This is a genomic window from Pseudomonas sp. fls2-241-TYG-175 (assembly GCF_030209155.1).
Taxonomy (GTDB): Bacteria; Pseudomonadota; Gammaproteobacteria; order Pseudomonadales; family Pseudomonadaceae; genus Aquipseudomonas; species Aquipseudomonas viridiflava.
In genome coordinates this window covers 195,353-221,343 of record NZ_JARVSO010000016.1, presented here as the reverse complement: position 1 = coordinate 221,343, position 25,991 = coordinate 195,353, and the positions used below count along the sequence as shown (strand labels likewise).

At 59.7% G+C, this 25,991-nt stretch carries 22 protein-coding genes; 12 read left to right on the top strand and 10 right to left on the bottom strand.

Translation table 11 applies throughout. The annotated features are described in order from the left end of the window. Nucleotides 1-3: 3 nt before the first annotated feature. Complete coding sequence (gene mfd, locus QRN20_RS13805; protein ID WP_004880995.1) at nucleotides 4-3,456, bottom strand: transcription-repair coupling factor; 3,453 nt, start codon at nucleotides 3,454-3,456, stop codon at nucleotides 4-6. Nucleotides 3,457-3,645: 189 nt separating this feature from the next. Here mfd and QRN20_RS13800 point away from each other — a divergent pair, with 189 nt between their 5' ends. From QRN20_RS13800 to QRN20_RS13790, 3 genes are all read left to right on the top strand, one after another. Beyond that, on the top strand, nucleotides 3,646-5,109 hold the full coding sequence (locus QRN20_RS13800) for a glyceraldehyde-3-phosphate dehydrogenase (protein WP_024687320.1): 1,464 nt from the start codon (nucleotides 3,646-3,648) through the stop codon (nucleotides 5,107-5,109). A 172-nt stretch (nucleotides 5,110-5,281) separates the two neighbouring features. Continuing rightward, the gene (locus QRN20_RS13795; protein WP_217663270.1) at nucleotides 5,282-6,547 is read left to right on the top strand and encodes an MFS transporter; all 1,266 of its coding nucleotides are present in this window, start codon (nucleotides 5,282-5,284) and stop codon (nucleotides 6,545-6,547) included. A 129-nt stretch (nucleotides 6,548-6,676) separates the two neighbouring features. Then, nucleotides 6,677-7,837: a sensor histidine kinase gene (locus tag QRN20_RS13790; protein WP_285360589.1), complete on the top strand. Its 1,161-nt coding sequence runs from the start codon at nucleotides 6,677-6,679 to the stop codon at nucleotides 7,835-7,837. A 455-nt stretch (nucleotides 7,838-8,292) separates the two neighbouring features. Here QRN20_RS13790 and QRN20_RS13785 read toward each other — a convergent pair whose 3' ends face one another. Further along, a complete protein-coding gene (locus QRN20_RS13785) occupies nucleotides 8,293-9,585 on the bottom strand; it encodes an MFS transporter (protein WP_122414857.1) in 1,293 nt (430 codons plus the stop codon). A 514-nt stretch (nucleotides 9,586-10,099) separates the two neighbouring features. Between QRN20_RS13785 and QRN20_RS13780 the strand changes: the two genes are divergently transcribed. Both QRN20_RS13780 and sthA read left to right on the top strand, forming a co-directional pair. Further along, entirely contained in the window at nucleotides 10,100-11,086 is a 987-nt protein-coding gene (locus QRN20_RS13780; RefSeq protein ID WP_285360599.1) for an FAD:protein FMN transferase, read from the top strand. Between the two features lie 135 nt (nucleotides 11,087-11,221). Continuing rightward, complete coding sequence (gene sthA, locus QRN20_RS13775; protein WP_025995295.1) at nucleotides 11,222-12,616, top strand: Si-specific NAD(P)(+) transhydrogenase; 1,395 nt, start codon at nucleotides 11,222-11,224, stop codon at nucleotides 12,614-12,616. Nucleotides 12,617-12,658: 42 nt separating this feature from the next. Here the strand turns inward: sthA and QRN20_RS13770 are convergent, their stop codons facing one another. Continuing rightward, nucleotides 12,659-13,381, bottom strand: a complete 723-nt coding sequence (locus tag QRN20_RS13770; RefSeq protein WP_004881009.1) for a glycerophosphodiester phosphodiesterase — start codon at nucleotides 13,379-13,381, stop codon at nucleotides 12,659-12,661. Between the two features lie 55 nt (nucleotides 13,382-13,436). Continuing rightward, nucleotides 13,437-14,024: a PilZ domain-containing protein gene (locus tag QRN20_RS13765; RefSeq protein ID WP_004881011.1), complete on the bottom strand. Its 588-nt coding sequence runs from the start codon at nucleotides 14,022-14,024 to the stop codon at nucleotides 13,437-13,439. A gap of 102 nt (nucleotides 14,025-14,126) precedes the next feature. Here QRN20_RS13765 and QRN20_RS13760 point away from each other — a divergent pair, with 102 nt between their 5' ends. From QRN20_RS13760 to QRN20_RS13750, 3 genes are all read left to right on the top strand, one after another. Next, nucleotides 14,127-15,377 (top strand): lipoprotein-releasing ABC transporter permease subunit, encoded by a 1,251-nt coding sequence (locus tag QRN20_RS13760; RefSeq protein WP_122412168.1) that lies wholly within the window; start codon nucleotides 14,127-14,129, stop codon nucleotides 15,375-15,377. A gap of 7 nt (nucleotides 15,378-15,384) precedes the next feature. After that, nucleotides 15,385-16,068, top strand: coding sequence for a lipoprotein-releasing ABC transporter ATP-binding protein LolD (lolD, locus tag QRN20_RS13755; protein WP_173335977.1), 684 nt, complete (start codon nucleotides 15,385-15,387; stop codon nucleotides 16,066-16,068). Between the two features lie 62 nt (nucleotides 16,069-16,130). Next, nucleotides 16,131-17,375 (top strand): lipoprotein-releasing ABC transporter permease subunit, encoded by a 1,245-nt coding sequence (locus QRN20_RS13750; protein ID WP_088234917.1) that lies wholly within the window; start codon nucleotides 16,131-16,133, stop codon nucleotides 17,373-17,375. A gap of 52 nt (nucleotides 17,376-17,427) precedes the next feature. On the opposite strand, the gene QRN20_RS13745 is transcribed toward QRN20_RS13750, so the two are convergent. After that, a complete protein-coding gene (locus QRN20_RS13745) occupies nucleotides 17,428-18,789 on the bottom strand; it encodes a heavy metal sensor histidine kinase (RefSeq protein ID WP_285360586.1) in 1,362 nt (453 codons plus the stop codon). Then, nucleotides 18,786-19,466 (bottom strand): heavy metal response regulator transcription factor, encoded by a 681-nt coding sequence (locus QRN20_RS13740; protein WP_122407425.1) that lies wholly within the window; start codon nucleotides 19,464-19,466, stop codon nucleotides 18,786-18,788. The genes QRN20_RS13745 and QRN20_RS13740 overlap by 4 nt, the downstream gene beginning before the upstream one ends. Nucleotides 19,467-19,641: 175 nt before the next feature. On the opposite strand from QRN20_RS13740, the gene queF reads away from it, so the two are divergent. Next, complete coding sequence (gene queF / locus QRN20_RS13735) at nucleotides 19,642-20,472, top strand: NADPH-dependent 7-cyano-7-deazaguanine reductase QueF (RefSeq protein WP_058431247.1); 831 nt, start codon at nucleotides 19,642-19,644, stop codon at nucleotides 20,470-20,472. A 138-nt stretch (nucleotides 20,473-20,610) separates the two neighbouring features. Here the strand turns inward: queF and QRN20_RS13730 are convergent, their stop codons facing one another. Then, nucleotides 20,611-20,877, bottom strand: a complete 267-nt coding sequence (locus QRN20_RS13730; protein ID WP_285360585.1) for a DUF4404 family protein — start codon at nucleotides 20,875-20,877, stop codon at nucleotides 20,611-20,613. Between the two features lie 103 nt (nucleotides 20,878-20,980). Then, complete coding sequence (gene pcrP, locus QRN20_RS13725; protein WP_025995302.1) at nucleotides 20,981-21,592, bottom strand: HAD superfamily inactivated hydrolase PcrP; 612 nt, start codon at nucleotides 21,590-21,592, stop codon at nucleotides 20,981-20,983. 191 nt (nucleotides 21,593-21,783) lie between these two features. Between pcrP and QRN20_RS13720 the strand changes: the two genes are divergently transcribed. Then, nucleotides 21,784-22,485 carry an MlaA family lipoprotein gene (locus QRN20_RS13720; RefSeq protein WP_004881035.1) on the top strand — a complete coding sequence of 234 codons (702 nt, stop codon included), beginning with the start codon at nucleotides 21,784-21,786 and terminating at the stop codon, nucleotides 22,483-22,485. Between the two features lie 78 nt (nucleotides 22,486-22,563). Here the strand turns inward: QRN20_RS13720 and QRN20_RS13715 are convergent, their stop codons facing one another. After that, nucleotides 22,564-22,863 carry a PilZ domain-containing protein gene (locus QRN20_RS13715; RefSeq protein WP_004881036.1) on the bottom strand — a complete coding sequence of 100 codons (300 nt, stop codon included), beginning with the start codon at nucleotides 22,861-22,863 and terminating at the stop codon, nucleotides 22,564-22,566. Nucleotides 22,864-23,129: 266 nt separating this feature from the next. Between QRN20_RS13715 and rssB the strand changes: the two genes are divergently transcribed. Together rssB and rssC are read left to right on the top strand one after the other, a co-directional pair. Next, nucleotides 23,130-24,311 carry a two-component system response regulator RssB gene (gene rssB, locus QRN20_RS13710; RefSeq protein WP_004881038.1) on the top strand — a complete coding sequence of 394 codons (1,182 nt, stop codon included), beginning with the start codon at nucleotides 23,130-23,132 and terminating at the stop codon, nucleotides 24,309-24,311. Next, nucleotides 24,311-24,796 carry an anti-sigma factor antagonist RssC gene (gene rssC / locus QRN20_RS13705; RefSeq protein ID WP_004881040.1) on the top strand — a complete coding sequence of 162 codons (486 nt, stop codon included), beginning with the start codon at nucleotides 24,311-24,313 and terminating at the stop codon, nucleotides 24,794-24,796. Before rssB ends, rssC begins: the two co-directional genes overlap by 1 nt. Nucleotides 24,797-24,875: 79 nt before the next feature. On the opposite strand, the gene tal is transcribed toward rssC, so the two are convergent. After that, nucleotides 24,876-25,811, bottom strand: coding sequence for a transaldolase (tal, locus tag QRN20_RS13700; RefSeq protein ID WP_029242982.1), 936 nt, complete (start codon nucleotides 25,809-25,811; stop codon nucleotides 24,876-24,878). Between the last annotated feature and the right edge of the window lie 180 nt (nucleotides 25,812-25,991).

The following is a 25,991-nucleotide window of genomic DNA, read 5'->3' as shown; positions in this document are numbered from 1 at the left end:
CCTTCAAGCAGTTGTCGGGGTCAGGCGCTCAAGCAGCGCTTCAATCGTGTTGAAACGCTCATCTGCGCGCTCCATCGGCACCATGAATTTGAACAGCGTGGCGCCTTCGAACTTGTAACGGTTGGGCTGGCTCTGGATCAGCTTGATCAGGGTCAGCGGGTCGACCGGCGTTTCGGCGGCAAACTCGATGCGCCCGCCTTGAGGCCCGGCGTCGATCTTGCGAATGCCCAGTTGTTCGGCGCGCAGTTTGAGTTGCGTGATCCGCACCAGCGCCTTGGTCGGCTCCGGCAACAGGCCGAAGCGGTCGATCATCTCGACCTGCAGGTCCTTCAAACCATCCTCGTCGGCGGCATTGGCAATGCGCTTGTAGAGAATCAGGCGGGTATGCACATCGGGCAGGTAGGCCTCGGGAATCAGCGCAGGCACGCGCAGGTTGATTTCCGGTCCTCCGCCCAGCGGCTGGTCGAGGTTGGGCTGTTCGCCCTTGCGAATCGACTTCACCGCACGTTCGAGCATTTCCATGTACAGCGTGAAACCCACGGCCTGGATCTGGCCGCTTTGGCCGTCGCCCAGCAGTTCGCCCGCACCACGGATTTCCAGGTCGTTGGTGGCAAGCACGAAGCCTGCGCCCAGGTCCTGGGTGTTGGCGATGGCTTCCAGACGCTTCTCGGCATCGCGGGTGACTTGCTTGCGTGGTGGTGTCAGCAAATAGGCATAGGCCTGGTGGTGACTGCGTCCGACACGGCCGCGTAACTGGTGCAATTGCGCCAGGCCGAACTTGTCGGCGCGCTCGATGATGATGGTGTTGGCGCTCGGCACGTCGATGCCGGTCTCGATGATGGTCGAGGCGATCAGCACGTTGAAGCGCTTGTGGTAGAAGTCGCTCATCACCTGTTCGAGTTCACGCTCGCGCATCTGGCCGTGGCCGATGCCGATACGCGCTTCGGGCACCAGTTCGGCAAGGTCGGCGGCGCATTTCTCGATCGTCTTGACGTCGTTGTGCAGGTAGTAGACCTGGCCGCCGCGCAGCAGCTCGCGCAACAGTGCTTCCTTGATCGTGGGCTTGTTCTGCTCCATGACGAAGGTGCGCACCGACAGCCTGCGCGCTGGCGGCGTGGCAATGATCGACAGGTCGCGCATGCCCGACACCGCCATGTTCAGCGTGCGCGGAATAGGCGTCGCAGTCAGGGTCAGAATGTCGACTTCGCTGCGCAGGGCCTTGAGCTGTTCTTTCTGACGGACACCGAAACGGTGCTCTTCGTCGATGATGACCAGCCCCAGATTCTTGATCTTCACGTCGTCCTGCAGCAGCTTGTGCGTGCCGATGACGATGTCGATCTTGCCTTCGGCCAGATCGGCGACGGCGGCGCTGACTTCCTTGGCCGACTTGAAGCGGCTCATGACTTCGACAGTCACTGGCCAGTCGGCGAAACGGTCGCGGAAACTGTTGTAGTGCTGTTGGGCGAGCAGGGTGGTCGGCACCAGAATCGCAACCTGACGCCCGCCGTGAACGGCGATGAATGCGGCGCGCATGGCGACTTCGGTCTTGCCGAAGCCCACGTCGCCGCAGACCAGACGATCCATGGGTTTGGGCGCGAGCATGTCGGCGCGCACGGCTTCGATCGTGGTCTGCTGATCCGGCGTCTCTTCGAACGGGAAGCCTGCGCTGAAGGTCGCGTAATCGGCTTTCGGATCGGCGAACGCGTAGCCTTCGCGGGCGGCGCGGCGGGCATAGATGTCGAGCAGCTCGGCGGCCACATCGCGCACTTGCTCGGCGGCCTTGCGCTTGGCTTTCTGCCAGGTTTCCGAACCCAGACGGTGCAGCGGCGCCATTTCGTCGTCGCTGCCGGTGTAGCGTGCAATCAGGTGCAGGTTGGCGACCGGGACGTACAGCTTGGCGTCCTCGGCGTACGCCAGCATCAGGAACTCGGCGACCTGATTTTCGACTTCCAGCGTGGCCAGCCCCAGGTAGCGTCCGACACCGTGGTCGATGTGCACCACCGGCGCGCCTTCGCGCAGCTCGGTCAGGTTCTTGATGACTGCGTCGTTATTGCCGCCATCGGTGCGTTTTTCGCGACGACGGCGTTGCATCACGCGTTGGCCGAACAGCGGGCTCTCGGCAACCAGCGCAAGGGCCGGGTCTTCCAGCAGCAGGCCTTCGTCCAGCGGCGCGATGGTGATTGCCAGCCGGTCCTTGCCGTCCACGAAGTCGAGCCAGCTGTCGACCGTCTTCGGCCGCAGCTTGAGGCGCTCCAGCAATTCCAGCAGCACTTCCCGGCGACCCGCCGATTCAGCGGTGAACAGCACGCGACCGGGGAATTCATCGAGGAATTTCGACAGCGCGGCCAGCGGCTGGACTGCCTTGGCTTCAATGGCCAGATCCGGCAGGCTCTGCGCGGGGAAACGCGAGCGTTCGCCACCGGCTTCGATGTCCTGCTGGCTGGCAACGACGCGCGGCCAGTTTTTCAGGCGCGCGAAACAGTCTTCGACCGGGAGGAACAGTTCGGCGGGTGGCAGCAAGGGGCGCGACGGGTCTACACGCCGCTCTTCGTAGCGGTTGCGCACGTCTTTCCAGAAATTTTCCGCCGCCTGTTCAATGCCCGGCAGCGAGAACACCTGGGTGTCCTGCGGCAGGTAGTCGAACAGGGTCGAGGTTTCCTCGAAGAACAGCGGGATGTAGTACTCGATACCGGCAGGCGTGATGCCGCTGCTCAAGTCCTGAAAAATCGGACTGCGCCGGAAATCGACGTCGAAACGCTCGCGGAAGCGTGCCTTGAAGCGGGTGACTTCTTCTTTCTTGAGCGGGAATTCACGTGCAGGCAGCAGGCGTACCGATTCGACCTTCTCGATGGAACGCTGCGTGTCCGGGTCGAAGGTGCGCAGGGTTTCGATCTCGTCGTCGAACAGGTCGATGCGGTAAGGCACCTTGCTGCCCATCGGGAACAGATCGATCAACGCGCCGCGTACCGTGAACTCGCCATGCTCGTAGACCGTGTCCACGTAGCGATAACCGCTGGCTTCCAGACGAGTGCGCATGGCCTCGACATCGAGCTTCTGGCCGACGTCCAGCACCAGGCTGCTGCCCAGCAGGAATTTGGTCGGCGCCAGTCTGTGTAGGGCCGTGGTGATCGGGACTACGAGAACGCCATGTTCCAGTTCCGGCAGGCGATACAGGCTGGCGATACGCTGGGAAATGATGTCCTGGTGCGGCGAGAACAGATCGTAGGGCAGGGTTTCCCAGTCCGGGAAGTGCAGAACCGGCAGCGTGGGCGCGAAGAACTTCAGCTCCTGTTCGAGCCGCTCGGCACTCTGGCTGTCGGCGGTCAGAAGCAGGGTGAAGCGCTTTGCAGCGCTGGCCGCCTCGGCGATTGCCAGGCTCAGTGCGGCACCGGGAAGATTGCCCCAGTGGTGTTTGCCTGCAGCGGCAGAAAGAAGCGGTAGACGCAGAACTGGCACGGAAGGTCAGGCTCCAGGCGTTGCGACAGGGGCGGCGATTGTAGCGGGGGAAGGTGGTGGCTGTCAGTTTTCCAGTCCATTACCGCGTATTTACGGGCCGAAATTATGTAGTGCGTAACGATCTGACAGTCGCGCATTGCTCATAAACACTGGCTTGGTCATAATGTAGCCCCTTTTTTCAGCCCCTACATGTGGAAGGTTCCCGTGACTCAGAAGCCCGACCAGTGTCTTGGTGAATGGATCGATCGTGAAGCCCTCGCCGAGGCGATGATCCCGCTTATCGGTCAGCTCTACCGCAATAACAATGTGGTGAGTTCGATCTATGGCCGCAGCCTGATCAACCGTTCAGTCATCGCGATTCTCAAAGCTCACCGCTTTGCGCGCCATCGTCAGTCCGATGCGAGCGAGTTGTCCGTACACGAGACTTTCCCGCTCATCAAGGCGATGAGCGAGCTTAAACTGGGCGCCGCTTCGGTGGACCTGGGCAAGCTGGCGGTCAAGTTCAAGACCGAAGGCAATGGCCGTACGCCTGAGCAGTTCGTGCGTGACGAACTGGCCAGCGTTGTAGGTCAGCAGAACACCAGCCCGCGCAAGGGTACTGATGTTGTGCTGTACGGTTTTGGTCGCATCGGCCGCCTGCTGGCGCGCATCCTGATCGAAAAAACCGGTGGTGGCGACGGCCTGCGCCTGCGCGCCATCGTGGTCCGCAAAGGCGCGGAAAACGATCTGGTCAAGCGTGCCAGCCTGCTGCGTCGCGATTCGGTGCACGGTCCGTTCGACGGCACCATCACCATCGACGAAGCCAACAGCACCATTACTGCCAACGGTAACCTGATCCAGGTGATCTACGCCAAGAACCCGACCGAGGTGGATTATACCCAGTACGGGATCAAGGACGCTCTGCTGGTGGACAACACCGGTGTATGGCGTGATGCCGACGGTCTGGGCCAGCACCTGTCCTGCCCGGGCATCGACCGCGTCGTACTGACTGCGCCGGGCAAAGGCAAGCTGAAGAACATCGTGCACGGCATCAATCACGGCGAAATCACTGCTGACGACAAGATCGTTTCCGCTGCTTCCTGCACCACCAACGCCATCGTGCCGGTGCTCAAGGCCGTCAACGACAAGTTCGGCATCGTCAACGGTCACGTCGAAACGGTTCACTCGTACACCAACGACCAGAACCTGATCGACAACTTCCACAAGGGCGACCGTCGTGGTCGCAGCGCCGCGCTGAACATGGTCATCACCGAGACCGGTGCTGCCACAGCCGCTGCCAAGGCTCTGCCTGAGCTGGCCGGCAAGCTGACCGGCAACGCGATTCGCGTTCCGACGCCGAACGTGTCCATGGCCATTCTCAACCTGAACCTCGACAAGCAGACCACTCGCGAAGAAATGAACGAGTACCTGCGCTACATGGCGCTGCATTCGGACCTGCACAAGCAGATCGACTTCGTGAACTCGCAGGAAGTGGTGTCCACTGACTTCGTGGGCTCGCGTCACGCCGGTGTCGTGGATGCCGAAGCGACCATCGTCAACGATAACCGCGTTGTCCTGTACGTCTGGTACGACAACGAATTCGGTTACAGCCATCAGGTGGTTCGCGTGATGGAAGACATGGCCGACGTCAATCCGCCAGCCTTCCCGCAGTAAGCATGCGCGGCCCGGTCAGTCCGGGTAGTGTGTGACGAAAGGGCCGGATCCTGTGCAAACAGGGTCCGGCCTTTTTTTGCGTGTTGGTTGCGACGACAGATCATGGGAAGATCGACGCCCGCGGCGCTGGGCTGACAGCCGCGCAGACAATGGCTCATGGAAGGGGGTTCGGATGAACGATGGTTCGGTCATGGACGGCTCGCAAAAACAACTCAAAACCAGTTTCTTCTTTCTGTTCCTGACGATCTTCATTCCTTTCGGTCTGGGGCATTTCGTTTCCTACCTGTTCCGTACCGTCAATGCCGTGATCTATGTGGATCTGCAGGCCGACCTGAGCCTGCCTGCCAGCAGCCTCGGGTTGCTGACCGGCGTGTACTTCCTGACCTTTGCCGCTGCGCAGATTCCACTGGGCGTGATGCTGGATCGTTATGGGCCACGCAGTGTGCAGGCGCCGATGCTGCTGTTTTCAGTGCTGGGTTCGATCATCTTCAGCCTGTCCAGCACCGAGACCGGCCTGCTGATCGGGCGTGGATTGATCGGCCTGGGCGTAGCGGGCTCGTTGATGAGCGCCATCAAGGCCTGCGCCATCTGGCTGCCGGTCGAACGCCTGCCGTTGAGCACCGCTTGCCTGCTGTCGATTGGCGGCCTCGGTGCGATGGCATCCACCACGCCACTGCATTTGCTGCTCGACTGGTTCACCTGGCGTGAGGCGTTTCTGATCCTGGCGCTGCTGACATTCTGCGTTGCGGGAATCATTCATTTCAGCGTGCCCAGAACCTACGAAGCCCGGCCTGCGAGATTTGCCGACATGTTTGCCGCCGTCGGCAGGCTGTACGCCTCGTGGACGTTCTGGCGACTGGCGCTGTATTCGGTGTTCGCTCATGCCATCTACATGTCGGTGCTGTCGTTGTGGATGGGGCCGTGGCTGCACGACGTGGCCGGTCTGAGCGAATCCGCCATGGCCCGCGTGCTGCTGTTCGGCGCGGTCGCGATGGTCGCAGGCTCCCTGGCGTTCGGCACCATCACTGATTATCTGCGCCGCTTCGGCGTGCAGCCGATCATGGTCTGCGGCGCAGGCATGGCTATCTTCATTGGTGTTCAGGCGCTCATGATCAGCGGTTTGCCGGTGTCGCCTTATCTGATTGCCATGGGCTTCAGCTTCTTCGGCACCTCGACCACCATGAACTACGCCATCGTTGCGCAATCGGTTCCGCCGGAACTGGCCGGAAGGGTGAGCTCTTCCTTCAACCTAGTGGTGTTCGTGCTGGCGTTCGTTCTGCAGTGGCTGGCGGGGGCGGTACTGAACCTGTGGCCGACCCTTGACGGCGTCGCACATCCGGTCGAGGCCTATCAGTGGTCGCTCGGACTGATGATTGCGCTGCAGGTGCCGGGGCTGTTGCTGTGGATGAGTTTCAGGCCGTGGCAGCTCAAAGGGTGAGGTGATAAGCGATATAAATCGCCGGTGCGCGCCTAATACCTGTAGCTTCGCGTCCAGTTGCGTTGAATCGCAACCTGCGTCGCACACTGTTTTGCGGAGCAATCTTCCCCAGGTAATGGAGTACACAGCATGCGGTTGGCTGATTTCATCGTTCAGAATATCGAGCCCATCCTGCAGCAATGGGAAGACTTCGCGAAAACCATGACCCCGGCAGCAGAAGGTATGGACACGGCAGCCTTGCGGGACCACGCCGAGCAAATGTTGCTCACGATAGCCGCCGATCTGCGCACCACGCAGACCCACGCGGCGAGAATCTCGAAGTCTCATGGTGAGGCGCCGGACTCGCTCAACCGCACCGCCGCCGAAACTCACGCCGATACCCGGCAGGTCTCGGGCTTCACGATCGGTCAGATGATTGCCGAGTACCGGGCCTTGCGTACAAGCGTGCTGGTACTCTGGATGCCGCCCAAAGACGTGACTAAAGATCAGGAAATTTCGGACATTGTCCGATTCAACGAGGCGATTGATCAGGCACTTGCCGAATCGGTAGTGACTTATACGCAGGCCGTCGATGCCGCGCGAAACGTCTTTCTCGGCATTCTCGGGCATGACCTGAGAAGCCCGCTGGGCGCGATCTCGCTGAGCGCCGAGGTGCTGCTGGGAGCGGGTGATCTGCCTCCGAAAGCCATTAAAAACGTGTCGCGTATTTTCACCAGTGTGAAACGATCAGTCAGTATCGTCGGCGACTTGCTGGATTTCACTCGTACTCAGTTGGGCTCGGGTATTCCGGTGCGCAGGAGGGTGGACGATCTGGCGCAGGCCTGTGAAGCCATGGTCGAGGAGGCGCGCGCCTACCATCCTGACCGCAGTATCGTCCTTCTGTCCGAGCCCCGCCTTGCGGCAAGTTTCGACCGTTCCCGGATGGAACAGGTCATTTCCAACCTGATCGGCAACGCGATCAAGCATGGCGACTCCGGCAGGGCCGTCACTGTGACATTGGCCGACGAACAGGGCGTTGCCTGCCTGTCCGTCCACAATGAGGGCGCTCCGATTGACGAAGGTGCCAGGGCAGGTCTTTTCAGCCCGATGGTTCGGCATCTTGCTGAAGGCGGCGTCGAATACGGTGCTGGTGCGGGGTTGGGGCTCGGGCTTTATATCGCATCCGCCATTGTCAGTGCCCACGAGGGCAGAATCGATGTGGAGTCCGTTGCCGGTATGGGGACTACGTTCACGGTCAGAATTCCGTTATCACCGATCCTGTCCTCGGTATCGCTTCCCGCCATGCAGTGATAAAAAAGGCCGTCGGTCAGATATACAGAAACTTGCGAGCATGTGTTCACTCACAGTCTTAAGACTGGGTTATTGGAGGGATGGGACGATGATTGACGATCTCATCAAGTGGAACAGCCGCTGGCGGCTTAACAGGCGTGTGGTTTCCTGCAGAGTGTGTCTGGCGGGGCAGGAGGAGGCTGATCGCGGAGCCGTGTTCCTGCATTCCAAAGGCTGCTCGTGCGAGTACGAGAAATCAGATCCCTGGGCTGATTTGGACAAGGCGTGCGGGCAGGCAGCGGACTGGAATCCGCAGGTTGCCACCGGTGCCCCGTCTTATCATGCGAGGTATGGAGCGCGCTGAAGAGCCGACGCTTGATCTGTCCCGGAGCGAATAAATGCAAGGTACAGATGTAGAAAACCCCGGTCTGAACGATGTCAGACCGGGGTTTTTTATTGCGCGCGGTGACCCGTAATCAGGCGGTCGCTGCAGCGCCAGGTGCTTCGAGCTTCTGGCCGCCCTTGCGGAACAGGACCAGCGTTGCGACCAGGCCCAGCACGGCAGCGCCGGTGAGCCAGATGCCCGGTGCAGCCTTGTTGCCCAGCGCATGAATCAGGTACGTACAGGCTGCCGGGGTGAAGCCACCGAAGGTCGCGGTTGCCAGGCTGTAGGCCAGCGAGAAGCCGGTGGTGCGGACTTCGACCGGCATGATCTCGGTGAGGGCAACGACCATCGCACCGTTATAGGAGCCGTACAGGAACGAAAACCACAGCTCGACCATCAGCAGGTGGCTGAAGCTTGGGTGATCTACCAGCCACGACAGGGCAGGGTAGGCGGTGGCAATGGCCAGCACCGTGGCAGCTATCAGCAGTGGCTTGCGTCCGATGCGGTCCGAGAACGAACCCATGATCGGCAGCCAGATGAAGTTCGACACACCCACACACACGGTAACCAGCAGGCTTTCAAGGTCTGTCAGGTTCAACTCGTTCTTGCCGAATGTCGGCGTGTAGGCCGTGATCAGGTAGAACGACACAGTGGTCATGACTACCAGCGCCATGCCGCCCAGTACCAGGCCGAAGTTCTGGCTGATCGAGCGAACCACTTCACGCAGGGTTGGACGATGCGTACGTGCTTCGAACTCGGGAGACTCTTCCAGCGAGCGGCGAATGATGAAGATGGCCGGTACGATCATGCAGCCAACCAGGAACGGTACACGCCAGCCCCAGTCAGTCATCTGCTCAGGGCTGAGCCAGTGGTTCAGGCCAACGCCCAGCAGACCCGCGAATACCACTGCAGCCTGTTGACTGGCGGACTGCCAGCTGACGAAGAAGCCCTTGCGACCCGGTGTCGAGATTTCAGCCAGATAGACCGAAACGCCACCCAGTTCCACACCAGCCGAAAAGCCCTGCAACAGGCGCCCCAGCAGTACCAGCAACGGTGCAGCAACACCCAGCGTTGCATAGCCCGGTACACAGGCAATCAGCAGTGTGCCCATGGCCATCATGGCAAGGGTCACGATCAATCCTTTCCGGCGGCCATGACGGTCGATGTAGGCACCCAGAAAAATTGCGCCCAGCGGACGCATCAGGAAGCCTGCGCCGAATGTCGCCAGCGACAGCATCAGGGATGCGAAGGCGCTGTCGGAGGGAAAGAAGGCCTTGGCAATGGCCGTGGCGTAAAAGCCATAGACCATGAAGTCGAACATTTCGAGGAAGTTACCGCTGACAACGCGAAAGATCGCCTTGCCCTTACTGGTTGTGGAGGCCATTTAGTTACTCGCTCAGGCTCATCGGCTTGTAGGCCGTTGTCGTTTTTATCCCGCATGCGTCACAACAGCGACGTATCCCGCTCATCATGCACATTTGTAACAGTATGTGTTACGTGGCTCAAAGACAACCGTTTCGGGAATTAACGGTTAATTGGCAGGGACTTGACAGCGCTGAGAGCATGCAGAACTACGCGTACTAATTGAATGGCTCGACTGTTTATACCGGACGAGTTATGAGCGACGTCACCGCTTGTCCGAAATTGCCGTGGCACTTGTCGGGCTTTACCGGACATTGGGCGGTAACAGCATTGAGGATGGAGGGCGTGATAGAAGTGAATGGCCGTTTCGGCCTTGCCCGACGCTGCCTGGCAAGGCACTCTTGCAGGCTTTTGACCTCGTGGTGTTTCGTCGTGAACGCGAGTGCTTCAGAACGGGTATTCAAGACACTGACGTGCGGGAAGCTGATTTGCAGGGAATAGGTTCAAGAGGGCTGGGCAGGTTTGCGGTATGCCTGTTGCTGGTCATCTGCAGTGGCTGCGAGCAACAGCGGGCACTGGAGAGCTTTGGCGGGCCGACCATGGGCAATCACTATTCAGTGGTTTATGCGCATGACGTCACAACGCCTGATCGCGCCCATCTGCAGGCCGAAGTCGAGACCGTGCTGGCCGAAGTGGATCAGCAAATGTCGACCTGGCGGCTCGATTCGGACATAAGCCGCTTCAATCTGCTGCCTGCCAACAGCTGTCAGAACATGGCGCCTGCTGTGCTTGAACTGATCGACGTCGGCAGGCAGTTGTCGCAGGACAGCGGCGGGGCGTTCGACCTCACGGTCGAGCCGTTGATGGAGCTATGGGGTTTTGGTGTCCATGCGTCGAAGACACAGCAGGTACCCTCCGCACCGCAACTGACGCGTGCGCGCGGCCAGATCGGTTATCGCAACCTGCGCATCGACGGTCAGCGACTGTGCAAGGACGCCGCCGTGCAGGTGGATCTCAACAGCCTTGCGGCGGGCCATACCGTTGATCGTATTGCCCGTTTTCTGGACGCGGCCGGCGTGCACGATTATATGGTGCAGGCCATGGGTGAAATGCGCCTCAAGGGTCGAAAACCGGACGGTGCCCCTTGGCGGGTCAAGCTGGAAGCGCCTCGAGACGATCGAGAGACGGCGCAGAAAATCTTTCAGCTGGACGACTATAGTGTCTCCACATCCGGTGATTACCGTGATCATTTCGAGCATGGTCGTCACGCGCGTTCGCGTACCTTCGATGCGCTGACCGGTCTGCCGGTGAGTCATGCCCTTGCTTCGGTGACTGTGCTTCATCCCTCGGCCATGATGGCTGACGGGCTGTCGTCGCTGTTGTTGATTCTCGGGCCGGAGCGGGGATGGAATTACGCGCAAGAGCATCAAATTGCTGCTTTTTTTGTGATTCGTGCCGATAAGCGCTTTATCATTCACAGCAACGCGTCGTTCGACCGACTCGTGACGGAGCAGCCACTGTAAGTGCGGCACAGACAAAAGTGGCCTTCGACGCGACCAAGGGTTAATGTTCGCCGCCTCGGCGCAGCGCTAGACTGCGCCGCGTGATTTAGCCAGAGATGCCAGAGTGGCGCCTCGGACTGTTCTAAAGGAGTACGCATGGCTGTCTACAACTACGACGTAGTGGTACTGGGTTCCGGCCCAGCCGGAGAAGGCGCGGCAATGAACGCCGCGAAGGCGGGACGCAAGGTCGCCATGGTCGACAGCCGTCGGCAAGTGGGCGGCAACTGCACTCATTTGGGCACCATCCCGTCCAAGGCACTGCGTCACTCGGTCAAACAGATCATTCAGTTCAACACCAACCCCATGTTCCGGGCCATTGGCGAGCCGCGCTGGTTTTCGTTTCCGGATGTGTTGAAAAACGCGGAGATGGTCATCTCCAAGCAGGTGGCCTCGCGCACTGCCTACTACGCCCGCAACCGGGTCGATGTGTTCTTTGGGACAGGCAGTTTCGCCGACGAGAACAGCATCAACGTGGTCTGCGCCAATGGCGTCATGGAAAAACTGGTCGCCAACCAGATCATCATCGCCACCGGCTCGCGTCCTTACCGTCCTGCAGACATCGACTTCAGCCACAAGCGTATCTACGACAGCGACACCATCCTCAGCCTGGGGCACACCCCGCGCAAGCTGATCATCTACGGTGCTGGCGTAATCGGCTGTGAATACGCGTCGATCTTCAGCGGTCTTGGCGTGCTGGTCGAACTGGTGGACAACCGCGACCAGTTGCTGAGCTTCCTCGATACCGAGATTTCGCAGGCGCTGAGCTATCACTTCAGCAATAACAACGTAATGGTTCGCCACAACGAAGAATACGAAAAGGTCGAAGGCCTGGATAACGGGGTGATTCTGCACCTCAAGTCCGGCAAGAAGATCAAGGCCGATGCCTTGCTGTGGTGTAACGGGCGTACCGGCAACACCGATAAGCTGGGGCTGGAAAATATCGGCCTCAAGGCCAATGGCCGTGGCCAGATCGAAGTCGATGAAACCTATCGCACCAGCGTTGCCAGTGTTTATGGTGCAGGCGATGTGATCGGCTGGCCGAGTCTGGCCAGTGCGGCGTACGACCAGGGGCGCTCGGCGGCGGGCAGTGTGGTTGACAATGGCAGCTGGCGTTATGTGAATGACGTGCCGACCGGCATCTACACCATTCCCGAGATCAGCTCGATCGGCAAGAACGAGCATGAGTTGACCCAGGCCAAGGTGCCATACGAAGTGGGCAAGGCGTTCTTCAAGGGCATGGCGCGTGCGCAGATCTCCGGCGAACGCGTGGGGATGCTGAAGATCCTGTTCCACCGCGAGACGCTTGAAGTGCTGGGCGTGCATTGCTTCGGCGACCAGGCATCGGAAATTGTGCACATCGGTCAGGCGATCATGAGTCAGCCGGGCGAAGCCAACTCGATCAAGTACTTCGTGAACACCACGTTCAACTACCCGACCATGGCCGAAGCCTATCGGGTAGCCGCTTACGATGGCCTCAACCGGCTTTTTTGAGCGACTCCGGCCGGTGGCCTGAGCCGGCCGGGGCGACCGATTTCAGCGATTCCCGAGCGTGGCGGTGGCCAAACCGGGAAAGTCTGTAATCAGGCTGTCCACGCCGAAGTCAGCGAGCCTGCGCATCAGCGCCGGTTCGTTGACCGTCCATACCGACACATGCAGCCCCTGACGCTGTGCCTTTTGCAGGCGCTCAGGGGTGCATAACGTCCAGTTCAACGCCAGAATTTCGCAACCATAGTTCTGCGCGACCTTCAGCGGGTCGAGCCAGGCGTATTCGGCTACCAGCCCCCGCGAGATGTCCGGCGTCAGCTCGACAGCGGCGCGCAGCACTTCACGGGAGCTTGAGGTGATGGTGACCTTGTCCAGCAATCCGTGCCGCTGAACCATTTCACGAATGGCCAGCACGGTATTTGCGGCACGGGTGCGTGAGGCACTTTTGACTTCCAGCTGCCAGTGCTCGAAGTCGCAGTGCTCGAACAACTCTTCCAGGCGCGGAATCGGGCAGGGGTTCACCCAGCCAGGTCCGCCCTTGCGTGCGTCGTAGGTCACCAGATCGGCTGCGTCGTGTTCGTGGACCTTGCCGCGCCGGTCGGTGGTGCGCTTGAGAGTCGGGTCATGGATGACCATCAGTTCCCCGTCGCGCGACAGGTGCAGGTCCAGTTCGCAGCGGCGAACGCCATGCTTGAGGCATTCCTGAAAGCTGGTCAGGGTGTTTTCCGGTGCTTCGCCCTTGGCGCCGCGGTGGCCGTAGATAAGGGTCACGTTTACTCCTGGCCTGAAAGGCGCCAACTACTGGTGTGATCGGATAAGGGGTGAATCATGAGCCTGAGGGCTGGCCTCGCTCCAGCGCCTGGCGACGTTGCTGCGCCTGGCGTTGCAGAACGTGACGGGCAATCAACTGGCGCTGCGCATCAGGCAACTGCACGAACTCGACCCAGGTGTCGAAACCGCCGTCGGCCAGTGCGTCGCTCTGCGTCACCCTGGCGTGCAGCATCAGGCCGGCGGCCTGTGGCATCAGCACCATCTTGATCGAGAGTTCTTCGCCCACCGTATAATTTTGCAACGAATTGAACTGCATGCCGCCTTCGGACAGTTTGACCGGCTGCGGTGTGCCGAGCTTGCCCAGCGCGGTGTGGGCGACGACCTGACCGAGCAGGTCGATGCGCTTGTTCAGCGACTTGAGAAAGCTGTTGAGCACGCGGTCCCGCTCGTCGAGCTGGCGCAGCAGATGCTGGGATTCGAATTCGCTGACATGCAGCTCGCTCAGCAGGTCGAACAGTGCCGAGGTCTCCTTCATCGCCTCGTGGCTGGCGGCCTCGGCTGCGGACAGCGGGTTAATTTCCAGTGCGACGCTGGCATCGATACGGTAGTATTCGCGGCGTTCTGCTTCATCTAATGTCGACATGGCGAACCCATGGTAGCGGCGGTGGTCAGAGAGTCTCGAGTGTAAAGCTGCACGTCAAGGCCCGCCACACGGACGTCCTCATTCCTGCGAACAAAGTCCCTAATGTTCAGACCTCTTTTTGTATTCATCGGCACGCGCTACACACGTGCAAAACGACGTAACCATTTTGTTTCCTTCATTTCCCTGACTTCCATGATCGGCCTGGCGCTTGGCGTTGTGGTGATGATAGTCGTGTTATCGGTAATGAATGGCTTCGATCATGAAATGCGCACCCGTGTGCTGGGCATGGTGCCTCACGCGACCATCGAGTCCGGTGACCCGATCACGGACTGGAAGGCGCTCGCCGCCAGGGTTCAGGAGAACTCTGAGGTGCTCGCGGTTGCGCCATTCACACAGATGCAGGGTCTGTTGACCCACGAAGGCAAGGTGCAGAAGGTGCTGCTCAACGGCATCGACCCGGCCCAGGAACGCAAGGTGTCGATCATCGACAACTTCATCCAGCAGGGTAAGCTTGACAGCCTCGCGCCCGGCAGCTTTGGCATCATGATCGGTGACAAGGCAGCGGCCAAGCTGGGTGTCGCGGTCGGTGACAAACTGACGTTCGTGGCGCCTGAAGTTTCACTGACACCTGCCGGTATGTTTCCGCGCATGAAGCGTTTCGAAGTGACCGGCATTTTCCACGTCGGTGCTGGCGAGATCGACGGCTATCTGGGCTTGACCAATCTTGATGATCTGGCGCGCCTGCATCGCTGGAAACCCAATCAGGTTCAGGGCTTGCGCCTCAAGTTCGACGACTTGTTCGCGGCACCGCGCACCTCGTGGGAAATCGCTCAGAAGCTGGGCGAAAACAATTTCTATTCCCGTGACTGGACCCGCACCCACGGCAACCTGTATCAGGCGATCCGCATGGAAAAGGCCATGATCGGGCTGCTGTTGCTGCTGATTGTGGCCGTGGCGGCGTTCAACATCATCTCCACGCTGGTCATGGTGGTCAACGACAAGAAGGGCGATATCGCCATCCTCCGCACGCTGGGCTCCACGCCACGCCAGATCATGGCGATCTTCATGGTGCAGGGCACGGTGATCGGCGTCGTTGGCACCCTGATCGGCGCGGCGCTGGGGATTCTCGCTGCGCTCAATGTCAGCGCGGCGATATCGGCGCTCGAAGGGCTGATCGGGCACAAGTTTCTCAACGCCGACGTCTATTTCATCGATTACCTGCCTTCGCAACTGATGGCCCAGGACGTGTTCCAGGTCTGCGGTGCGGCGTTGGTCCTGAGTTTCCTCGCCACCCTGTATCCCGCCTGGCGTGCTGCGCGCACCCAGCCGGCGGAGGCGTTACGTTATGAGTGAGTCGGGCATGTCTGATAAAGCTGTATTGAGTTGCCGCAACCTGGGTAAATCCTACGAGGAAGGCCCGGAATCAGTGGTTGTATTGTCCGGCCTGCAACTGGAACTGCATCCCGGTGAGCGGGTCGCCATCGTCGGCAGCTCGGGATCTGGCAAAAGTACCTTGCTCAATCTGCTGGGCGGTCTGGACACGCCATCGCAAGGCAGCGTCTGGCTGGCAGGCGAAGAGTTGTCGGCACTGGGCGAGAAGGCCCGTGGCCTGTTGCGCAACCGGGCACTGGGTTTCGTCTACCAGTTCCACCACCTGTTGCCCGAGTTCACGGCGCTGGAAAACGTCTGCATGCCGCTGTTGATCGGCCGCACCGCAATTCCCGAGGCTCGCAAGCGCGCCACTGCACTGCTGGAACGCGTGGGGCTGGGACATCGTCTGGCGCACAAGCCGTCCGAGCTGTCCGGCGGCGAGCGTCAGCGCGTGGCGATTGCTCGTGCGCTGGTCAATCAGCCGGGTCTGGTGATGCTCGACGAGCCGACCGGCAACCTCGACCATCACACGGCTCAGGGCATTCAGGACCTGATGCGTGAACTGAGCACCTCGTCGCGCACCGCGTTTCTGGTCGTGACCCACGACATGAGCCTGGCCAGACAGATGGACCGCGTATTGCGTCTGGAAGACGGTCGCCTCGTCGAGGCTTGATTCACCCGGCCCGGCGCAAGTCATCGCGCCGGGTTCTACACTTTTTCTACGGTGCTCCGCGAATGTTCAGACCGTTACCCATCTTCATCGGCATGCGCTATACCCGCGCCAAGCGCCGCAAAAGCTTCATCTCGTTCATTTCGATGACCTCGATGATCGGTCTGGCACTGGGTGTGCTGGCAATGATCGTGGTGCTGTCGGTGATGAACGGCTTCCAGCGTGAAATGAGCTCGCGAATTCTTGGCATGGTGCCGCACGCAGTGATTGCTGGCACGACGCCGGTTGATGACTGGAAGCCGCTGGCCGCCGCTGCCCTCAAGAATCCCGAAGTGACGGCAGCCGTGCCGTTCACCGACATGGAAGGCATGCTGTCCTACAAGGGCTCGATGCAGCCGATCCAGATCAGTGGTGTTGATCCGGCACTCGAACACGAAGTGTCGATTGTCACGAAGCACATCACGCGTGGCAGCCTTGAAGATCTGAAGCCCGGCGAGTTTGGCGTCGTGCTGGGCGATCTCACGGCCCGTCGCTTTCGCCTGAGCGTCGGTGACAAGCTGACCCTGATCGTGCCCGAAGTCAGTAGCGCACCGGGCGGCATCACCCCGCGTCTGCAGCGTCTGACGGTCGTTGGCGTGTTCAAGGTCGGTGCCGAGCTTGACGGCTCCATGGCGCTGATCAACATCGCAGACGCCGCACAGATGCAGCGCTGGCAGCCGAATCAGGTGCAGGGCGTGCGTCTCGCGCTGAAAGACCTGTACATGGCGCCGCAAGTGTCGACCGCCATCGCCAGCGGCCTGGGCGACGGTTATCGCGCCGATGACTGGACACACACGCAGGGCAGCCTGTTCAGCGCCATGAAAATGGAAAAGACCATGATCGGCCTGTTGCTGCTGATGATCGTCGCGGTGGCCGCGTTCAACATCATCGCCACGCTGATCATGGTGGTGAACGACAAGGGCGCTGACATCGCCATCCTGCGCACCATCGGCGCGACACCGAAACAGATCATGGCGATCTTCATGGTGCAGGGCACGGTGATCGGTATTGTCGGCACGCTGATCGGTGGCGTGCTCGGCATCGTCGCGGCGCTGAATGTCAGCAGTCTGGTGGGCTGGATCGAGCGGGTCAGTGGTCAGCACATCTTCAGTTCCGACGTGTATTTCATCAGCAACCTGCCGTCCGAACTGCAGGGCGGTGACGTGTTGCTGATCTGCAGCGCCGGTTTCATTCTGAGCTTCCTGGCCACGGTCTATCCGGCCTGGCGCGCCGCGCAGATCGAGCCGGCGCACGCCCTGCGTTACGAGTGATCTTCACGTTGGGACTTCAAGCCGTTGCCGACCCGCAACGGCTTTTTTGTTCTCAGACAGGCAGTTCGATCAGGAAGCGGGTGACACCGTTGGCCGATTCGCAACGAATCGTGCCGCCATGGGCATGAATGATCGAGCGAGTAATCGCCAGACCCAGCCCGGCATGTTCACTGCTTTCCAGTCTGGCGGGGTCTTCGCGGTAAAAGCGGTCGAACAGGCGTGGCAAGGCATCAGCAGCGATATCGGTGCCGCTGTTTTCAACATTAAGAGCAACGCTTGACGGTGACGTCTTCAACTCGATCTTCACGTAGCCACCCGGGTGGGTAAAGCGCAAGGCGTTGTCCAGCAGATTGGACAGCACGCGGCGTAGCAGCGCAGCGTCGCCGTGCACGGTGGCCTGTCCCTTTCGCGACAAACTCACCTTTGTGTCTTCGGCCAGTGGCGCGAAGAACTCCAGTACGGCATCCACCTCATTTTCCAGTTGCAGCGCTTCGCGTGCCGGATGCAAGAGGCCGTGCTCGGCCTTGGCCAGAAACAGCATGTCGTTGACCATTTGCGCCATGCCCTGCAACTCTTCGAGGTTGCCGGTCAGCGCTTCACGGTAGTCTTCGAGCGCACGCGGGCGGGTGAGGGTGACCTGGGTCTGGGTCAGCAGGTTGGACAGCGGCGTGCGCAGCTCATGAGCGATATCGGCAGAAAACGCCGACAGGCGCTGGAAGCTGTCGTCCAGACGGCCGAGCATGGCATTGAATGCGCGGGTCAGTTCCGCCAGCTCTGTAGGCATGTCCTGTTCGGGGAGGCGGGTGGTCAGCGAACTGGCCGACACGCTGGCCGCGACAGTGCTCATCCTGCGCAACGGCTTCAGCCCGCTGCGGATGGCCCAGGCACCGAGCAGCGCGGTAGCGAGGGCAGACAGGCCGACGGTGAGCCAGATCAGGCGTTGCATTCGCTCCAGAAAGTGCTGGTGATGGGTGATGTCCAGCAATAGCGTGACCTTGGGCGAAGGCCCTTTGTGCGGCAACAGTGATTCTGTAAGGCTGCGATAGGCCGTCTGGTCAGCGCTGATCGTCTGAAGGCCGTCATCGAGCGGCGCAGCGGTTGAGAGGTTATCGAACCAGATCTGGCCGTCAGGGCCTGTGATGCGCAACGTCAGGTCCGGCTGGTGTCCTGTACTGGACAGCGCCAGTTGCCGACGCTGGTCGAAATCCTGCGCTGTCCCGACACCTTGCAATGTGCTGCGCAGACTGGCGAGTCGGGCTTCGAGCAGTTGCCGGTCCAGTTCGACGAAATGCGCTTCGCTGGCATGGTTGAACAGGATGCCTGCGGTGAGCGAGACCGCAGCCGTGCAGACGGAAAACAGCAGCGCCAGGCGATTGCATAATGAAAGCCGATCAAACCGGCGCCGCAGGTTCACAGTGGACGCTCTTCGATGACATAGCCCATGCCGCGCACGGTATGAATCAGTTTGTCGGGAAAGTCGTCATCGATCTTGGCCCGCAGACGGCGGATGGCAACTTCGATGATGTTGGTGTCACTGTCGAAATTCATGCCCCAGACCTGCGCTGCCAGCAGAGATTTGGGCAGCACCTCCCCATGACGACGCAACAGCAATTCCAGCAAGGTGAACTCCTTGGCCGTCAGGACGATTCGCTGGCCGTTGCGTTCAACTTCGCGTCGCATCAGATCCAGACGCAGGTCGGCGATCTGCAGATGAGTCTCGACAGCGGCACTGCCACCGCGGCGCAGCAGGGTACGGACCCTGGCGAGCAATTCGGAGAAGGCGAAGGGTTTGACCAGATAATCGTCAGCGCCCAGTTCCAGGCCGTGAACGCGGTCCTCGATGGCATCACGCGCGGTGAGGAACAGCACCGGGGTATCCAGCCCTGCAGCGCGTACCGATTCAAGGATTTCCCAGCCGTTACAGTCCGGCAGCATCACATCAAGAATCAGCAGTGCATGGTCGCCACTCAAGGCCCGCTGCTGACCGGCGCTGCCGTCAGCCACCCACTCGGTGTCGAACCCGGCTTCGTTCAGGCCCTGGCGCAGAAACTGGCCGGTTCTGGATTGGTCTTCAACGATTAGTAATTTCATCAGGCGGGATCATGTGCAGTGCAATGCAGGCTTTATAGCGCAGGCGGCGCGATTCGGGGCGAAGCTGACACGACTGTAATGATCTGGCTGCGTCGCGTCGGGCGAGAGATTGTCGCTGAAAGCCTGTCGCAAACCCTATAAACTCGCCGCGTTAATTCATGATCCAGGTATCGCCATGCATCCCGCAGCCGAACACTCGCCGCTGGGCAAGTCCAGTGAGTACATCGCCACCTATACGCCTTCCTTGCTGTTCCCCATTCCTCGCGCTGCGAAATGGGCCGAGCTGGGGCTTACAGCAGAGACGCTGCCGTATCGGGGTGTCGATTTCTGGAACTGCTATGAGCTGTCCTGGCTGCTGCCGTCGGGCAAGCCGGTGGTGGCGATTGCCGAGTTCAGCATTCCGGCCGACTCGCCGAATATCATCGAGTCCAAGTCGTTCAAGCTGTACCTCAACTCGCTCAACCAGACTGCGTTCGAGACGCGTGAGCAATTACAGGTCACGCTGGAGAAAGACCTTTCAGCGGCTGCCGGAAAACCGGTCGGCGTGCGCATCCGCAGTCTTGACGAGATCGAGCGTGAAGGGGTAGCGGCGTTGCCGGGCGTGTGCATCGATGATCTTGACATCAGCGTCAGCAGTTACGATCGGCCGCAACCTGAACTGCTGCGTTGTGATGAGTCGCGCATCGTCGAGGAAAGCGTGTACAGCCACCTGCTCAAGTCCAACTGTCCGGTCACCAGTCAGCCGGACTGGGGCAGCGTCGTGGTCGAATACCGCGGCGCGGCACTGGATCATGCGAGTCTGCTGGCCTACATCGTCAGCTTCCGCCAGCATTCGGACTTTCACGAGCAATGCGTGGAGCGGATCTTTCTTGATCTGCAACGACTGCTCAAGCCGGAAAAACTGACGGTGTATGCGCGTTACGTACGACGCGGCGGTCTGGACATCAACCCGTATCGCAGTACCGAAGTGCTTGACGTGGAGAACGGTAGGCTGGCGCGGCAGTAAGGCGTTCGGGCCGCTTACTGATCGTTCGCAACGCTGCCCAGGACGCTCCGCGTCCGCTCTTGAATGTGACGCAGAGCGTCACGTGACGCATGCCCATGCAGAGCGATGGGCACGATCAAAGCGGCCTCTCAGCGATCATCAAATCCCGATGTTGCCCAATGTCTGCAAGACATTGCGCAGGGTGCCGGCGATCGCTGGGTGTTCCAGTTCGAAGCGCTCGACCGCCAGGTTCACGCCATCGGCCAGGCTTGGGTCTTCGTGGGTGGCGTTTTCCAGTTCGATTCGGGCCTGGATCTGTGCCATCAGTTCGTGCAGATTGTCGCGTTCGGCCTCGGACAGCGGGGGATTCTGCTCCAGTTGCTCGCGCAGGGTATCGAGTTGTTCTTGCAGTTCGCGGGCAGGCATGACGTGCTCCTTCAATGATAAGTCTGTCCCATGGACTACGCCGCTGGGCTAAAGGTTCGTGACGCCTTAAGACTAATCCACTCCAGAGCAGGCTGCATGTGTGTCAGGGCTTTTCGCCCTTGCTGCGGCGCAGACTGATGTCTGCAAGGCACGACTCCAGCTCGCCCAGATGATCGATCACCGAATGCACGCCCAACGCATAGAGCTTCAGTGTGGCGTGAGCGCGTCGCTGTTCGCGTTCGGCATCACTCAGGGCTTTCCATTGCAGAGGAGACAACCCGCACAACGGCCCGCACGACGCCAGTCCAATCGTCCACAGCCCGGCGTTCAGTCCCGATTGCAGCAGGCGTGGATCACCACTGATCAATACACAGCCATCCAGTTGGCGCACACCCAGAGCCATCAAGGCGGTCCAGCAGGCATCTGGCGCAGGCCACTGTGCGGCGGGACGCGGCGCGGCCATGATCCAGTCATTCAAAGGTTCAGCGAGTTTATTACTGAGTGTGTCCGGCAACTCGTCCAGCCATGCACAGGGCAGGCCTTGCTGACGCAGTCTTCGCAGGGCATCCAATGCACCCGGCGTCGCCTCTGCATGATTGCATTCCCGGTCGGCAGCAGGGCTGGCGGCCTGCGCACCAAAGTCCACAAGGCAACCGCTGAGGCCGAACAGCAGGGCGGAGAATGAGGGTTGCGGGTTGAGGACCGGCGCGAGCATGGTGATCTCTCTGAAATACCAAAGCACGCTACAGGCCTTTTGTGACACTGCGATGAACGAGTGATGACCGCTTTTACCTGCATTGCCTTGCCGACAGAACTGCCTTATTTGTCACAGAACGCTTTATACTGCCGGTCCTTGCGTGTGGGGGCGTAGCACCCGCGTCATTATTTAGATCAGGAGTGTCAGCTATGCCCGTGACCGGTGCAGGCTTTATCAAACGTCTGGCTCAGTTGTCTGTCTGTGCCGGTATGGTGCTGGTTCCAGTTGTCGCGCAGGCGGCAGAAGATGACCCATGGGAAGGCGTCAACCGCGCCATCTTCCGCTTCAACGATGTCGTTGATACCTACACACTCAAGCCACTGGCGAAGGGTTATCAGTACGTCGCGCCTCAATTCGTCGAGGACGGTGTGCACAATTTCTTCAACAACATTGGTGACGTAGGCAACCTTGCCAACGACGTACTGCAGGCCAAACCAGCGGCCGCCGGTGTCGACACCGCCCGCCTGATTTTCAACACCACCTTCGGCCTGCTCGGCTTCATCGACGTGGGCACCCACATGGGCCTGCAGCGCAATGACGAAGACTTCGGCCAGACCCTCGGTCACTGGGGTGTCGGCAGCGGTCCTTTCGTCGTGATCCCTCTGTTGGGCCCGAGCACTGTGCGTGATGCCTTCGCCAAGATTCCAGACACCTACACCACGCCATATCGCTACATCGACCACGTGCCGACCCGTAACACCGCGCTGGGCGTGAATCTGGTCGATACCCGCGCCAGCCTGTTGTCAGCCGAGCGCATGATTAGTGGCGACCGTTACACCTTCATTCGCAATGCGTATCTGCAGAACCGCGAATTCAAGGTCAAGGACGGGCAGGTCGAAGACGATTTTTGATCGTTTTTGCGCAGCGTGATAATGAATAAAGGCGACCAGGGGTCGCCTTTATTATTTTTCCGGATTGTGAACCATGACTCACTTCATGGACACGATGGACAGGCCCAGTTTCTGTCCGCCGCCTTCTTCGTCCGTTACCCAGACCACTTCAGTATCAGCTTCCAGGCCCTTGAGCGCAGGATGATCGGAATCAATGCTGACGTTCAGCTTGTCTCCGACGCTGAACGAGCGGGGCGCCTGGACCTGCATGCCAGAGCTTGAAAGGTCAATGCACACGGCGGGAATAACCTGTCCCGCATGGATCAGGTTGACGTCTGCGTCGACGCGCATGCGGATGTAATCCCTTTTCTCCTCGTAGTCGCGATCGGTTCGACTCATGTCCAGTCCTTCGTTTTGGTTGCTGATGTGACCGTTCTTATAACTCCCGGCGATTTGCGATGTAAAGAGCGCAAAGTCCGCGCCGGAGTACGCTTGAAACGCCCGTCGGATGGGAGTACCGTCTGCGCCTTGAAGGGCACCTCTGAAACACGATGCGCAACATTGTTGTGCACGGATGGTTTAAGAGAGGCTAGAAGCGAATCCAGTAAGCAGGTTCCGGTTAACCGGGCCGCCTACGCAAACCTGATCTGGCGCCGTTTGCCCACATGCCAAAAACCAGTGCCACGCTGCTGATAATCGACGACGATGAAGTCGTGCGCGCAAGCCTTGCCGCCTATCTGGAAGACAGTGGCTTCAGCGTCCTGCAGGCAAGTAACGGCTTGCAGGGTATTCAGATATTCGAGCAGAAAACCCCTGATCTTGTGGTCTGCGACCTGCGCATGCCTCAGATGGGTGGTCTTGAGCTGATTCGTCAGGTGACGTCCATCGCTCCGCAAACGCCGGTCATCGTCGTTTCCGGCGCGGGCGTCATGAGCGATGCGGTCGAAGCCCTGCGTCTGGGCGCCGCCGATTATCTGATCAAGCCACTTGAAGACCTGGCCGTGCTCGAGCATTCAGTGCGCCGAGCGCTGGACCGCGCGCGCCTGCTCAAGGAAAACCAGGTCTACCGCGAAAAACTGGAAACAGCCAATCGCGAGCTTGAAGCCAGCCTTCATCTGCTTCAGGAAGATCAGGATGCGGGCCGTCAGGTGCAGATGAACATGTTGCCGATCACGCCGTGGGCGATCGACGAGTTTCAGTTCGCCCACCAGATCATTCCCTCGTTGTACCTGTCAGGCGATTTTGTCGACTATTTCCGGGTGGATGAGCGACGCGTTGCGTTTTATCTGGCCGACGTATCCGGGCATGGCGCCTCTTCGGCATTCATCACCGTACTGCTGAAGTTCATGACCACGCGGTTGCTGTTTGAATCCAAGCGTGGCGGAACCTTGCCAGAGTTCAAGCCCTCCGATGTATTAGGGCACATCAACCGCGGGCTGATCAGTTGCAAACTGGGCAAGCACGTGACCATGGTTGGCGGTGTCATCGATGAAGAATCGGGCAAGCTGACCTATGCCGTTGGCGGCCATCTGCCGCTCCCGGTGCTGTACACCGAGGGTCAGACGCGTTATCTGGAAGGGCGTGGATTGCCGGTCGGGTTGTTCAACGAAGCGACCTATCAGGACCATGAAATGGACCTGCCAGCGTCGTTCAGTCTGACCATGCTGTCTGACGGCATACTCGATCTGTTGCCCGGTGATACACTCAAAGAGAAAGAAGCCGTTTTACCCGAATTGGTGAAGACGGCCGGCGGTAGCCTGGATGGCTTGCGTCAGGTTTTTGAATTGGCAACGCTAGGGGAGATGCCGGATGATATCGCCTTGTTAGTGTTAAGCAGGAATCTTTAATGAGTACCGGTAGAATCCAGTTCGCCGAGCAGGAAGGCACCTTCGTTCTCAAGTTCGTGGGTGAAGTGCGGTTGACGCTGTGTTCGGCCCTGGACGCGACTATCGAGCGAATCTTCACTGCCTTGAATTTTTCGGCGGTGGTGATTGATTTGACCGAAACTCGCAGCATCGACAGCACGACGCTTGGTTTGCTGGCCAAGCTCTCGATCCTGTCCCGTCAGAAAGTGGGTCTGTTGCCAACGCTGGTAACCACTCACGAAGACATCACGCGGTTATTGCAGTCGATGGGTTTCGATCAGGTGTTCAACATCGTCGACCGTCCCATTCCGCGTCCTGAGTGTCTGACTGATCTGCCTTCGCAGGATCAATGCGAGGAAGTGGTCAAGGCCAAAGTGCTTGAAGCGCACAAGATCCTCATGGGGCTCAACGACTCCAATCGTGAAGCCTTCCATGATCTGGTCAACGCGCTCGAAGGCCAGCGCTAAACAGCATTCCCTGTCTGTCCCGCTGAATGGCGGGCAGCAAAAAGGGCGACCTCCGCAAGGAGGTCGCCCTTTAATGTTTTCAGGGCTTGGCGGAGAGCAGAGCCTCGAGCTTTTCCTGATCGCGAGCGAACTGACGAATACCTTCAGCCAGCTTCTCGGTGGCCATGGCATCTTCGTTCGATGCCCAGCGGAACTGGCTTTCAGTCAATTTATGGCCAGCTTTGCCATCTTCGCCGGGATTGCCCGGAGCCAGCTTGCGCTCCAGTGTGCCGGTGTCTTCAGCCAGTTGCTTGAGCAGGTCCGGGCTGATGGTCAGACGGTCGCAGCCAGCCAGTTGTTCGATCTGGTTCAGATTGCGGAAGCTTGCGCCCATCACGACCGTCTTGTAGTCGTTGGCCTTGTAGTAGTTGTAGATGCGGGTCACAGACTGCACGCCAGGATCTTCGGCACCGGTGTAGTCCTGACCGGACGACTTCTTGTACCAGTCGTAGATGCGACCCACGAACGGCGAAATCAGAAACACGCCTGCTTCGGCGCAGGCAATGGCCTGAGCGAAGGAGAACAGCAGGGTCAGGTTGGTTTGAATACCTTCCTTCTCCAGCTTCTCGGCAGCGCGAACACCTTCCCAGGTGGACGCCAGCTTGATCAATACGCGATCACGGCTGACATGCGCTTTGTCGTACAACTCGATGATGCGATGGCTGCGTTCGATCAGGGCGTTGGTATCGAAAGAGAGGCGGGCATCCACTTCAGTGGAAACACGGCCTGGAACGACCTTGAGAATCTCCTGGCCGATGGCGACGGCGAAGCGGTCGCACGCCAGGCCAATGTCACCCTTGCTGCCGCTGAACGCGTCGGCCAGCAGTTGCGAGTTGCTCTCGCTCGAAGCGGCCTTGAGCAGCAGGGAAGGGTTGGTGGTAGCGTCCTGCGGCTTGAGGCTTTTGATTGCGCCGAAGTCACCGGTGTCGGCGACAACGGTGGTGAATTGCTTGAGTTGATCCAGCTTGGAAGTCATGAGCGTGCTCTGTCCTGTGCGGTTGGATGACATTACCCGAGCGCTGCCGCCCACTCAAGGCCGTGGCGCATAAGCTTTGCGCATCAGTGGCGTCGAGGGTCGGCATTGTCGCGCAAACCTTGTCGAGAATGGTTTTGAGCCCATGGCGGGCTGCTTGTTCCCTGAACCTTGATTTAAGCG